Genomic DNA, 12,514 nt, shown 5'->3' with positions numbered 1-12,514 from the left:
CAAACCTTGTGAATCCTATCCGCTATGAGTATAAAAGGGAGGTAAAACTCTATCCCTAACGGAAATCATAGTATGAATGCGAGCCTGCCGAAACTCGACGACCTTGACCGCGCAATATTAAAAACACTGATGGCTGACGCCAGAACTCCCTACGCAGAAATGGCAAAGCAGTTCGATGTCAGCCCTGCCACTATCCATGTGCGTATCGAGAAGATGAAGTCGGCGGACATCATCGAAGGAACGGAGGTGATCATCAATACTAAAAAGCTTGGCTACGATGTGTGCTGCTTTATTGGTATTAACCTCAATGCAGCTCGTGATTACCACTCCGCGTTAGAAAAACTCAACGCGCTCGACGAAGTCGTTGAAGCTTACTACACCACGGGCGCGTATAACATATTCGTCAAATTGATGTGCAAATCGATTGAAGAGCTGCAATTTGTACTGATCGACAAGCTGCAAGCCATTGATGAGGTTCAGTCCACGGAGACATTGATATCGTTGCAGAACCCGATCAACCGCAACGTAAATCCGTAAAATTTTTTATAAAAAATGTACAAAAAAGGCCAACCGTTCGGTTGGCCTTGATGTTTTTTGCTCAATTTACGCCGCAATACCCGAATGGCGCAACAGTGCATCGATTTGTGGCTCGCGGCCACGGAAGCGCTTAAACAGCTCCATTGGCTCTTCACTGCCCCCCATTTCTAGGATGTTGTTCAGGAAGCTTAGACCCGTCTCTTTGTTGAAGATGCCTTCTTCTTCAAAGCGAGAATACGCGTCTGACGACAGCACTTCAGCCCATAGGTAGCTGTAGTAACCCGCACTGTAGCCACCAGCAAAAATATGGCCGAAGCTGTGTGAGAAACGCGCCCACTCAACCGCAGGAACTACCGCGACTTTCTCTTTCACTTTCGCCAGAGTTTCCAGTACACGCGCACCCACTTCTGGGTCATATTCAGTGTGAAGCGTGAAATCGAACAAGCCGAATTCTAGCTGACGCAAAATACCCATCGCAGATTGGAAGTTTTTCGCTGCGAGCATTTTGTCTAGCATCGCTTTCGGTAGCGGCTCACCTGTCTCATAGTGACCAGAAATGAACGCCAGCGCGTCCTCTTCCCAACACCAGTTTTCTAGGAACTGACTTGGTAGCTCAACCGCATCCCAAGGCACGCCATTAATACCTGAAACAGCACCTGTATCAACTTGCGTCAACATGTGGTGGATTCCATGACCAAATTCATGGAATAACGTCACGACTTCATCGTGCGTGAACAGTGCTGGTTTGTCGCCCACTGGACGGTTGAAGTTACACGTTAGATACGCAACCGGCGTTTGCAGCTCGCCAGATAGCGTAACGCGACGACCACGACAATCATCCATCCACGCGCCGCCACGTTTGTGTTCACGAGCGTAGAGATCTAGGTAGAAGCTGCCACGGAGTGTGCCTTCAGCATCAAAGATATCGAAAAAGCGCACGGACTCATGCCAAGTGTCTACGCCTTCGCGCTCAGTAACGGTCATGCCAAACACGCGGTTTAGCACTTCAAACAGACCGCTCACGACTTTTGACTCTGGGAAGTATGGGCGCAGTTCTTCATCCGAAATTTGGAACAGGTGCTGCTTTTGTTTCTCGCTGTAGTAAGCGATATCCCAAACGTTCAGCTCTTCAACACCAAACTCACTTTTCGCAAACTGACGTAACTCTTCGACTTCACGTTCACCTTGCGGTTTCGCTCGTGTCGCTAGGTCATTCAGGAAGCCCAGCACTTGATCCGGCGTTTCAGCCATCTTTGTTGCTAACGACTTTTCACTGTAAGTATTGAAACCTAGCATACGTGAAATTTCATGGCGCAGTTTTAGCTGCTCAGTAATGATTTCTGAATTATCCCATTTGCCTGCGTTTGGACCTCGATCAGAAGCGCGCGTCACGTACGCTTCGTACACTTCTTTACGCAACTCTTGGTTATCGCAGTACGTCATGACAGGTAGGTAAGATGGGATATCTAGCGTAATGAGGTAACCATCTAACTCTTTTGCTTCTGCGGCAGCTTTCGCTGCTGCCAGCGCCGATTCTGGCATACCTGCTAGGTCTTTCTCATCTGTGATGTGCTTGGTCCAACCCATGGTGGCATCCAGCACATTGTTAGAGAATTTAGAGCTCAGCTCAGACATACGTTTGCTGATCTCGCCGTAACGGTGCTGCTCATCGGATGGCAAACCAATGCCTGATAACTCGAAATCACGCAGTGCATCAGTGATGGTTTTCTGCTGGGCACGAGTTAACGTTGCAAATTCTTCGCTCGCTTTGATGGTTTTGTACGCTTCGTACAACCCTTTGTGCTGACCAACCCAAGTGCCGTACTCTGACAAAATTGGTAGGCAACTTTCGTAAGCTTCACGTAGCTCTTCGCTGTTCACTACCGAGTTCATGTGACCCACTGGCGACCAGATGCGGCTTAAGCGATCATCCGCTTCTTCAATTGGCGCAATCACACTGTCCCAAGTTGGGTGAGCGTTGTCTTGTAGAACTTCATCGATTTTTGCTCGGCAGTCAGCAATCGCTTGCTCAACGGCAGGCTTGATGTGTTCTGGTTTAATTTGAGAAAACGGAGGTAGGTCCGTAAACGTCAGAAGAGGATTAGACATGAATAATTCCTTTTGTGTTTTGACTCTGTGATTGCCTGTCTATTTTGTGTAGATAGGCCAACTCAATGTACAGACGAGCCAGCAACAGGGATTGGGGGAGCTCCGTTCCCTTTCTCTATGCCGCGATGACCATCTTATAGTCAACCAGCGCTACTCTGTCCTTGAGTCTTGTTATACCTAAATGAGATTTCACACCCTTTTGAGTGCGAGAAACTCACCTAGTTCAATTCGATTACCAATAGTAAGTGTGGGTGACTTAAAGAAATTTCAATAGCGTCCCCTTATCAGAGGAACAGATTTGATTGGAAGTTCTACATCTTTAAGTTACTTGAGTATAATACCGCCATAGAGTGAAAATCACAGACCACACTCAGACAAAGAGTGTTTCGAGAGTTTAATTTGTTAAGTTACCGCCACAGCTTCCACGCTGGCAACCATGCCGACGTGGTCAAACACATCGTTCAAAGCCTCATTCTTGATGCGCTGAAACAAAAAGATAAGCCATTCGTTTATCACGATACCCACTCGGGTGTGGGCCGTTACGATCTGACTCACGAATGGTCTGAAAAAACGGGCGAATACAAACAAGGCATCGCACGTATTTGGGATAACCCAAGCATTCCTGAAGACATCAAAAGCTACATCGATGCCATTAAAGTGCTCAACAACGGCGAGAAGCTGCGTTACTACCCAGGCTCACCACGTGTGGCGCGCGCGCAAATCCGCCCACAAGATCGCATGGTGCTGACCGAGTTGCACCCGGCCGATCACCCATTGTTAGAGCAAGAATTCCATCGTGATCGCCAAGTGAGCATCTTCAAAGAGGACGGGTTCCAACGCCTCAAAGCAAGCTTACCGCCACAAGAGCGTCGTGGTTTGGTGCTGATTGACCCACCATACGAACTCGCGAAAGAGTACCGCGATGTAGTGCGAGCGATTCATCAGAGCCATAAACGTTGGGCAACCGGTATCTACGCGATTTGGTACCCAGTGGTAAACCGTCACGACATCGAAGATATGATCGAAGGCTTGGAAGCACTGGGCATTCGTAAAATTCTGCAAATCGAGTTAGGTGTTGCACCAGATACCAACGAGCGCGGCATGACGGCATCCGGCATGATTGTGATTAACCCGCCATGGAAACTGGAAAGCCAGATGAAAGAGATTCTGCCATTCCTGCAAGACGCGATCGCACCAGCAACTGGCCACTGGAAAGTGGACTGGATTGTGCCAGAGTAAGCACTTCAGTACCGATATCTTCAAGCGCAACGATATTCTCGTTGCGCTTTTTTATGCTCTCACCTTCTCCCTCCAGTCGTGCTTATTCTTCTTTTTGTGCCTCTCATCGCTATTTGTCATAAGTATTGTCGCTTTTTCCCATTTAGGAATTAGTCGAATTCGATTTATGATAGTGGGATAACGGTGGCATTGAGTTCGGACAAGGTCATCCCAATCTATCTATGTACTAGATAAAATTTATAAGCTCTTGGAGAAAGTAATGGCGACTCATTTTGACTATATCTGTATCGGTGGCGGCAGTGGCGGCATCGCATCTGCAAACCGTGCGGCGATGTACGGCGCGAAAGTTGCGCTAATCGAAGCTCAAGACCTTGGCGGTACCTGTGTCAACGTAGGTTGTGTACCGAAAAAAGTAATGTGGCATGGCGCGCAAATCGCAGAAGCAATGAACCTGTACGCAGAAGATTACGGTTTTGATGTCGACGTGAAAGGTTTCGACTGGAGCAAACTGGTTGAGAGCCGTCAGGCGTACATTGGTCGTATTCACCAATCTTACGATCGCGTTCTTGGCAACAATAAAGTAAACGTGATTAAAGGCTTTGCTAAGTTTGTTGACGAAAAAACTGTCGAAGTAAACGGTGAACACTACACAGCAGATCACATCCTGATCGCGGTTGGTGGTCGTCCTACTATTCCAAACATTCCAGGCGCTGAATACGGCATCGATTCAAACGGCTTCTTCGACCTAGCAGAGCAACCAAAACGCGTTGCGGTTGTTGGCGCAGGCTACATCGCAGTTGAAATTGCTGGCGTACTGCACGCGCTAGGTACAGAAACGCACCTGTTCGTACGTAAAGAGTCACCACTACGTAGCTTCGATCCAATGATCATCGATACGTTGGTTGAAGTAATGGACGCAGAAGGTCCAAAACTGCACACCCACTCTGTACCAAAAGAAGTGGTAAAAGAAGCCGATGGCAGCCTAACTCTGCACCTAGAAAACGGTGAAAGCCAAAACGTTGACCAACTGATTTGGGCAATCGGTCGTCACCCAGCGACAGACGCAATCAACCTAGCGTCAACCGGTGTGGCAACGAACGAAAAAGGCTACATCAAGGTAGACGAATACCAAGAAACTAACGTGAAAGGCATCTACTGTGTGGGTGACATCATGGAAGGCGGTATCGAGCTAACTCCAGTAGCAGTGAAAGCGGGTCGTCAACTTTCTGAGCGTTTGTTCAACAACAAACCAAACGCGAAGATGGACTACGATTTGGTACCAACTGTGGTATTTAGCCACCCACCAATCGGCACTATCGGTCTAACAACGCAAGAAGCAGAAGAGAAGTACGGCAAAGACAACATCAAAGTTTACACGTCTGGCTTTACGGCGATGTACACCGCTGTTACTAAGCACCGTCAACCATGTAAGATGAAGCTTGTATGTGCGGGCGAAGAAGAAACGGTTGTTGGTCTGCACGGCATCGGTTTCACGGTAGATGAAATGATCCAAGGCTTCGGCGTAGCAATGAAGATGGGCGCAACCAAAGCAGACTTCGACTCTGTTGTGGCTATCCACCCAACGGGCTCAGAAGAGTTCGTAACGATGCGTTAATTACGCGCTAATCGCATTGCTGATTTCAGCGAATCATTTGAAAAGGTCATCTTAGGATGACCTTTTTTTGTTATCCCATGCTTAACTCGCATTCTCTAATAATGTGCGAATAAACTCGGCTTTAATAGCACTCTCTTGCTTACCATCATGAATCAGACACAAGTCTGCACGCAGTGACTCTTTCAGCTTGATAAAACGAATCCCATGCCAATGATGCTGAGAAAACGTCGACGGAACCAACGTCACGGTATTGCTGTTTGCTACATATGCCATCAAGGTGCTTGGCTCCACCACTTGTTTGCCAATATGGGGTGAAAAGCCTTCTTGCAGACAGGCATTGATGATGAAGTTTGCCGAGGCAGAATTCGCCAAACTCATAAACGCAAACTCACACGTCTTTAAATCTTGGAGCCGCAGCAAAGATTTGCTGGCTAACTCATGTTGCTCCGACACCGCCACCACAAACACATCTTTGCCCAAAGATACCGACTGATACGGATAAATGTTGAGTGCATCAGCAAAACGCACAATGCCCACATCGATTTTCTTCTCGCTCAGATGCTTCTTTTGCGTCTCTGGGTTAAGGTCAAAAATGTCGGCGTGATAAGTGTCATGCTCAGCATGGAAGCGCTGTAACAGACGATCAAATCCGCCCCAAAATGCGCTACTTACCACACCAACTCGCAGGATATTTCTCTGGTTCAACCCCACTTGCTGCACTTGATTGAGCGAGACATCCAAGGTCTGAAAAATCAGTTGGCATTTGGACTCCAACAATCGCCCGGCCTCCGTCAGCATGACGTTTCTTGAATCACGCTCAAACAGTTTGACGTTAAGCACCTCTTCCAACTCTTTGATGCGATTGCTCAACGGCGAATTGGTGATATTGAGATTCTCGGCCGCCTTAGTGAAATGCTTGGTTTGTGCGACCTCGTAAAAGTAACGCAGCATCTTCAGCGTCACGCGCTCAAATGGTTCTGACTTCATGCATTGAGTCCTAGCGAATTTCATCATCCTCTTTTTAAGGATGATAGTAGCGAATAAAGCAAAGATAACCAGCGCAGAAAGTCACACAATGGAATCAACACACAACCAGAAGGTGACTAACATGAATCACGATCCAGTAATCGACGCGCTACAAACCATTCGCGAACGCAAACCAAACTTCCAACCTAAAGCGGCGTTTATTTTAGGCTCTGGCTTAGGCGTATTGGCAGACGAACTACAAGACAAAGTGGTCATTCCATACGAAGAGCTCGAAGGCTTTCCGGTTAGCACCGTGCAAGGCCACTCTGGTGAGTTGGTGCTTGGTACCATGGGCGGCGTAGACGTGGTGTGCATGAAAGGTCGCGGTCACTACTACGAACACGGCTCAATGAAGGTCATGACCACGCCCGTGCGCACCTTTAAAAAGCTAGGCTGTGAGTTTTTACTCGTCACCAACGCGGCAGGCTCACTTCGCCCTGAACGCATCGACGTCGGTTCTCTGGTGGTATTTCATGACCACATCAATACCATGCCTGAATCGCCAATGATCGGTCCGAATGATGAAGAGTACGGCCCGAGGTTCTTCAGCCTCGCCAATGCGTACGACAAAGACCTGCGCGCAGAAGCGTTGGAAGTCGGCAAAGCCAATGGTATTCACCTCAATGAAGGCGTGTTTGTCTCTTACACAGGCCCCAACTTTGAGACCGCAGCCGAAATCCGCATGATGCAAATCATCGGTGGTGATGTCGTGGGCATGTCGGTCGTGCCAGAAGTGATTTCTGCGGCGCATTGCGGCTTACCCGTATTGGCAGTATGTGCGATCACCAACATGGCAGAAGGCTTGGGAGATGTAGAATTGTCTCACGCCCAAACATTGAAGTGCGCGAAGCTAGCCGAAGCCGATTTCATTCGCTTTATTAAGCGCTTTATGAAGCATCACTTCTAAAGCCGTTTCATCCCAAAAAGCAAATGGGTCATCAAGTAACTTGATGACCCTTTTTCGTATCACTTTTTCTAACGTTCGGGGGTATTTCGGAGCCGTTTGTGCGTTTTACTTAACTGCGCGAACCAATTCAGCAATGCCTTCCCAATCGCCGTTGTCCATCATTGCGGTTGGCACCATCCACGTACCGCCACAAGCTACAACCGATTTCAGCGCTAGGTAATCTTCCACGTTGGATAGGCTCACGCCACCTGTTGGCATGAATTCCACTGGGTAAACCGCCGTGAGTGCTTTCAGCATGTTTACGCCGCCTGATGGCTCAGCAGGGAAGAACTTCAACGTACGCAGACCCATTTCCATCGCTTGCTCAACCAAGCTTGGGTTGTTTACACCCGGTACGATAGTCACACCACGTTGCTGACAGTATTTCACTGTGGTTGGGTTGAAGCCTGGGCTAACGATAAAGTCCACGCCCGCTTCGATCGCGATATCCACTTGTTCTGTGGTCAGAACGGTGCCCGCGCCAATCAACAATTCTGGGTACGCTTCACGCATGATGCGAATCGACTCCGCCGCCGCTTCGGTGCGGAATGTCACTTCCGCACATGGTAAACCGTTTTCTACCAACACTTTTGCCAGTGGCAGAGCGTGTGCTACGTCGTTGATTGCGATAACTGGGACGATTTTGATATCTCTTAATCGTTGTTCAAGTGTTGTCATGGGGAACCTCTAAAGAATAAAGCTTAATGTTGCGACGATAATAAACGCGATACCGCCAAGTAACGTTTCCATTACCGTCCAAGTTTTTAATGTGGTTTTCTCATCCATCTCAAGCAAACGAGATACCAACCAGAAACCAGAGTCATTGAAGTGAGACAGTACCGTTGCACCACCCGCAATCGCGATTACGATAAAGCAAAGGTCTAGTTCACTCAAACCTGTTGATGCAGCCACAACTGGCGCGATAAGAGCTGCCGTAGTGGTTAGCGCTACCGTTGCCGAGCCTTGAGCAACACGCAGACAGGTTGAAATAACAAACGCCGCCACAATCACAGGCATACCTGTATCTGTAAGAACGTCAGCCAGTGCATCACCGATACCACTTGAACGCAGTACGCCGCCAAACATGCCACCTGCACCCGTTACTAGGATAACACCACAGATAGGAGCCAATGACTCACCACACAATTTTTCTAGTTTTGCCATGCCGTAGTCTTTGGCAAACACAGCCAGACAGACAATCAAAGTAATCAGCAACGCGACTGGAGTTTTACCTAGCATACGTAGGAACTCAACCAGTGCCGTTTTGCCATCAATCACACCCGCAACCGCCAGTGTGTTCAGTACCGTATCCAAACAGATTAGCAGGACTGGCAGCACAAGGATGGTCATAACCGTGCCAAATTTTGGTGCGTTGCGCTCATCCACCATCGCTTCGCCATTAAAGAAGGCTTTAGATAGTGGGATATCGAATTTTTTGCCCGCGTACAAACCAAATAGGTAAGCGCCAAGGTACCAAGTTGGAATAGCCACCAGAATACCCACCACCAATAACAGACCGATGTTTGCACCAAGGAATTCTGCCGCTGCAACCGGACCTGGGTGTGGTGGAACAAACGCGTGCATAACCGCAAAAGCACCAGCTGCAGGCAACGCGTATTTAATTGGTGAGCCACCAAAACGAGCCGCCACACTTAGGATGATTGGCATCATCACTACAAGGCCAGCATCGAAGAAGATTGGGAAGCCAAACAGTAATGAAGCGACGCCCAAAGCAAATGGTGCGCGCTCTTTACCAAAGCGACCAATCAAAGTGTCTGCCAGCACTTTCGCACCGCCAGTCACTTCAAGAATTTTACCGATCATCGCACCAAGACCAACCAGCAATGCCACGGAAGCCAGTGTGCCGCCGAAGCCGCCCATCATGGTCGATACGACTTTCTCAGAAGGAACGCCAGTGGCGATTGCCGTACCTAAACTCACCATAGTAAGGGAAGCAAAAGCATGGACTTTCAGTTTAATGATCAGAACGAGTAACGCTGCAATGGCAAGGCCTGCAATCGTCAGTAGGAACGTAGGATCTGGGGCTAGGGTTAATTGCTCCATAGGTTCACCTTTAAGAATTATTGTTTGTGTTATGGTTCACATTTATCTCAGTTACCGGTAACATGTTACCGATAACATGAATAAGATAAACCCATATTTTAAAGTGAATTCAAAAATTGAGATCACGCGCAAATTTGGTTATGAGGATAAGTTATGGCTGGTAGTAGTGTCATCGTTATGGGCGTTTGTGCTAGTGGTAAAAGCACAATTGGTGAGCATCTAGCGAAAAAGCTAGGGCGTAAATTCATTGATGGTGATGATCTTCATCCACGAGCGAACATTCAGAAAATGGCATCGGGCCAGCCTCTGAACGATGATGATCGCAAGCCATGGCTAGAACGCATTCGTGATGCGGCGTACAGCCTAGAAAGCAAAAACGAACACGGAATTATTGTCTGTTCAGCACTGAAAAAGATTTACCGCGATCAGATCCGCGAAGGCAACGACAACGTGACCTTCCTGTTCCTTGATGGCGATATGGAGTTGATCCTTAATCGCATGCGTATGCGCAAAGGCCACTTCATGAAAGAAAACATGGTGAAGAGCCAATTCGAGACGCTAGAGCGCCCAGACAACGAGCCTCAAACTCTGATCGTCAGTATCGACGGAGACATCAGCGACGTGGTGGAACGCTCTGCCGCTGAGCTAATCAAAATGCAAGCGATCGAGGTGGCGTAATGACTCACTCTGTTGTTCTTGAGGTCACACAACGTTTGACCGAGCGCAGCCGTGAAGCGCGCGCTGCGTTTCTTGCTCGCACCGAAGTGCAAGCCGAAGCTGGCAAAGGCCGTGTTGGTTTATCTTGTGGTAACTTAGCCCATGCAGTCGCCGCTTCTTGCTCTTCTGAAAAGAAAAATATTCTCGATTTTACTCATGCCAATGTCGCGCTGATCAGCGCCTACAACGACATGTTGAGCGCCCACCAGCCGTACCAAGACTACCCAGCGCAAATCAAACAAGTGCTGGCGGACTACGGCCATACAGCGCAAGTCGCAGGTTGTGTGCCAGCGATGTGCGATGGGGTGACTCAAGGTCAAGCCGGCATGGATATGTCGCTGTTTTCGCGTGACTTAATTGCGCAATCAACGGCGTTGTCTTTGAGCCACAATGTCTTTGATGCCACATTACTGCTTGGCATCTGTGACAAAATTGCCCCGGGGCAACTGATGGGCGCGCTGTCTTATGCGCACCTACCAACGGCGTTTGTACCAGCGGGTCTGATGGCAACGGGCATCAGCAACGAAGAGAAAGTCGACGTGCGCCAAAAATACGCGGCGGGAGAAGTCGGCAAAGACGCTCTGCAGGATATGGAGTGTCGCGCTTACCACTCTGCGGGTACGTGTACATTTTACGGCACCGCCAATACCAACCAGTTGGTGTTCGAAGCCATGGGCTTGATGCTGCCAGGTTCGGCATTCATTCATCCCCATACCCAACTGCGTAAAGCGTTAACCGATCACGCGGCTCTGAAAATCGCCTCAATGACGGCGGGTTCTGCACACTTCCGTCCGTTGGCAGAAGTGGTCACAGAAAAGAGCTTGGTCAACGGCATCATCGCTCTACTCGCATCTGGCGGCAGTACCAATCACACCATTCATATGATCGCCGTGGCGCGTGCTGCTGGCATCTTGCTCACGTGGCAAGACATCAGCGATCTGTCGGATGTGGTTCCTTTGTTAGCTCGCGTTTACCCGAACGGCCCAGCCGATATGAACGCGTTCCAAGACGCGGGTGGCGTGCCTGCGTTATTGCACCGCTTGAACGAATTCGAGCTTTTGCATCGCGATGTGAAACCCGTGTTTGGTGAATTTGAAGACCAAATGACGCTGCCGAGCCTTGTCGATGGCCAACTGACTTGGACACCGTGCCAAGGCAGCCAAGACGGTGACGTGATCGCCAAACCGGACGCCACTTTCCAAAACACCGGCGGCACTCGCGTACTGACTGGCAACTTGGGTAAAGCCGTGGTGAAAGTGTCTGCGGTGAAAGAAGAGCAACGCGTGATTGTTGCACCTGCGATCGTATTCCAATGCCAACACGAAGTGGAAGCCGCATACAAACGTGGTGAGCTGAACAAAGATTGCATCGTTGTGGTCACACACAACGGCCCAGCGGCAAACGGCATGCCTGAACTGCACAAGCTGATGCCAATTTTAGGTAACGTGCAAAAAGCGGGCTTTAAAGTGGCGCTGGTTACTGACGGTCGTTTATCTGGCGCGTCAGGTAAAATTCCGTCTGCGATTCATGTTTCTCCAGAAGCCATTCGTGGTGGCGCGATTGGTTTGGTGCGCAACGGCGATTTGATTCGCCTTGATTGCCAAACGGGCGAACTGAACAACTTAAGCGATACCACTAGTCGCGAGTTGATTCATTTCGACACCGAATCTACCCAACAAACCTGGGGACGAAGCTTGTTTAGCGTGATCCGCCAAAACGTATCGAGTGCAGAAGAAGGCGCAAGCTTCATTGTTTAAGGCGAGAAGAAAAACCTCGTCATTTAGACAAGCCTAAGCAAGATCAGGAATTTAATATCAACGTGCTGTGAAGTCAGAGAAAACACCTCTGCCACAGCACTTTTTGTTGGTAGATTCTGAATCACACTCGTCCCTCGCTGTTCAGAATGACGAGCTTTGAGATTGGCCACCGCTCTTTCTAAAAACGAATGAATCCGTCATTCCGACGAGCCTAGGCGAGATCAGGAATCTAATATCAACGTGCTGTGAAGCCAGAGAAAATCCCCTCTGCTACAGCACTTTTTGTTGGTAGATTCTGAATCTTGCTCGTCCTTCGCTGTTCAGAATGACGAGCTTTAGGATTGGTCACTGCTCTTTCTAAAAAAATGAATCCGTCATTCCGACGAGCCTAGGCGAGATCAGGAATCTACTATCAACGTGTTGTGAAGCTAGAGAAAACTCCTCTGCCACAGCACTTTTTGTTGGTAGATTCTGAATCACACTCGTCCCTCGCTATTCAGAATG

Annotated in this window: 10 protein-coding genes; 6 read left to right on the top strand and 4 right to left on the bottom strand. The window is 48.9% G+C overall.

The features are described from left to right. Nucleotides 1-72 precede the first annotated feature (72 nt). Nucleotides 73-537 (top strand): transcriptional regulator AsnC, encoded by a 465-nt coding sequence (gene asnC, locus R7E42_RS11900; RefSeq protein WP_005389595.1) that lies wholly within the window; start codon nt 73-75, stop codon nt 535-537. 66 nt (nt 538-603) lie between these two features. Here asnC and prlC read toward each other — a convergent pair whose 3' ends face one another. Next, a complete protein-coding gene (gene prlC / locus R7E42_RS11895) occupies nt 604-2,646 on the bottom strand; it encodes an oligopeptidase A (protein ID WP_017635033.1) in 2,043 nt (680 codons plus the stop codon). A gap of 399 nt (nt 2,647-3,045) precedes the next feature. Here prlC and R7E42_RS11890 point away from each other — a divergent pair, with 399 nt between their 5' ends. Beyond that, a complete protein-coding gene (locus tag R7E42_RS11890; protein ID WP_005379158.1) occupies nt 3,046-3,885 on the top strand; it encodes a 23S rRNA (adenine(2030)-N(6))-methyltransferase RlmJ in 840 nt (279 codons plus the stop codon). A 259-nt stretch (nt 3,886-4,144) separates the two neighbouring features. Next, a complete protein-coding gene (gorA, locus tag R7E42_RS11885; RefSeq protein WP_005379157.1) occupies nt 4,145-5,500 on the top strand; it encodes a glutathione-disulfide reductase in 1,356 nt (451 codons plus the stop codon). A gap of 81 nt (nt 5,501-5,581) precedes the next feature. Here gorA and R7E42_RS11880 read toward each other — a convergent pair whose 3' ends face one another. Further along, nucleotides 5,582-6,487, bottom strand: a complete 906-nt coding sequence (locus R7E42_RS11880; RefSeq protein ID WP_005379156.1) for a LysR family transcriptional regulator — start codon at nt 6,485-6,487, stop codon at nt 5,582-5,584. Nucleotides 6,488-6,608: 121 nt separating this feature from the next. Between R7E42_RS11880 and xapA the strand changes: the two genes are divergently transcribed. Continuing rightward, the gene (gene xapA / locus R7E42_RS11875) at nt 6,609-7,433 is read left to right on the top strand and encodes a xanthosine phosphorylase (protein ID WP_318072701.1); all 825 of its coding nucleotides are present in this window, start codon (nt 6,609-6,611) and stop codon (nt 7,431-7,433) included. A 105-nt stretch (nt 7,434-7,538) separates the two neighbouring features. Here xapA and R7E42_RS11870 read toward each other — a convergent pair whose 3' ends face one another. Next, a complete protein-coding gene (locus R7E42_RS11870) occupies nt 7,539-8,150 on the bottom strand; it encodes a bifunctional 4-hydroxy-2-oxoglutarate aldolase/2-dehydro-3-deoxy-phosphogluconate aldolase (RefSeq protein ID WP_318072700.1) in 612 nt (203 codons plus the stop codon). A 9-nt stretch (nt 8,151-8,159) separates the two neighbouring features. Continuing rightward, nucleotides 8,160-9,536 carry a GntP family permease gene (locus R7E42_RS11865; RefSeq protein WP_170890705.1) on the bottom strand — a complete coding sequence of 459 codons (1,377 nt, stop codon included), beginning with the start codon at nt 9,534-9,536 and terminating at the stop codon, nt 8,160-8,162. A gap of 153 nt (nt 9,537-9,689) precedes the next feature. Here R7E42_RS11865 and R7E42_RS11860 point away from each other — a divergent pair, with 153 nt between their 5' ends. Together R7E42_RS11860 and edd are read left to right on the top strand one after the other, a co-directional pair. Then, nucleotides 9,690-10,214 carry a gluconokinase gene (locus tag R7E42_RS11860; RefSeq protein ID WP_005467756.1) on the top strand — a complete coding sequence of 175 codons (525 nt, stop codon included), beginning with the start codon at nt 9,690-9,692 and terminating at the stop codon, nt 10,212-10,214. After that, nucleotides 10,214-12,010 (top strand): phosphogluconate dehydratase, encoded by a 1,797-nt coding sequence (gene edd / locus R7E42_RS11855; protein WP_318072698.1) that lies wholly within the window; start codon nt 10,214-10,216, stop codon nt 12,008-12,010. Before R7E42_RS11860 ends, edd begins: the two co-directional genes overlap by 1 nt. The last annotated feature ends 504 nt before the right edge of the window (nt 12,011-12,514 follow it).

This window comes from Vibrio sp. Vb1337, from assembly GCF_033338715.1.
Taxonomy (GTDB): domain Bacteria; phylum Pseudomonadota; class Gammaproteobacteria; order Enterobacterales; family Vibrionaceae; genus Vibrio; species Vibrio alginolyticus.
This window is presented reverse-complemented; position numbering and strand designations above follow the sequence as displayed.

Coding starts and splice junctions, on each gene's coding strand:
- xapA (WP_318072701.1), top strand. CDS start 6,609: ATGAATCACGATCCAGTAATCGACGCGCTACAAACCATTCGCGAACGC.
- gorA (WP_005379157.1), top strand. CDS start 4,145: ATGGCGACTCATTTTGACTATATCTGTATCGGTGGCGGCAGTGGCGGC.
- edd (WP_318072698.1), top strand. CDS start 10,214: ATGACTCACTCTGTTGTTCTTGAGGTCACACAACGTTTGACCGAGCGC.
- R7E42_RS11880 (WP_005379156.1), bottom strand. CDS start 6,487: ATGAAGTCAGAACCATTTGAGCGCGTGACGCTGAAGATGCTGCGTTAC.
- R7E42_RS11860 (WP_005467756.1), top strand. CDS start 9,690: ATGGCTGGTAGTAGTGTCATCGTTATGGGCGTTTGTGCTAGTGGTAAA.
- R7E42_RS11865 (WP_170890705.1), bottom strand. CDS start 9,536: ATGGAGCAATTAACCCTAGCCCCAGATCCTACGTTCCTACTGACGATT.
- prlC (WP_017635033.1), bottom strand. CDS start 2,646: ATGTCTAATCCTCTTCTGACGTTTACGGACCTACCTCCGTTTTCTCAA.
- R7E42_RS11870 (WP_318072700.1), bottom strand. CDS start 8,150: ATGACAACACTTGAACAACGATTAAGAGATATCAAAATCGTCCCAGTT.
- asnC (WP_005389595.1), top strand. CDS start 73: ATGAATGCGAGCCTGCCGAAACTCGACGACCTTGACCGCGCAATATTA.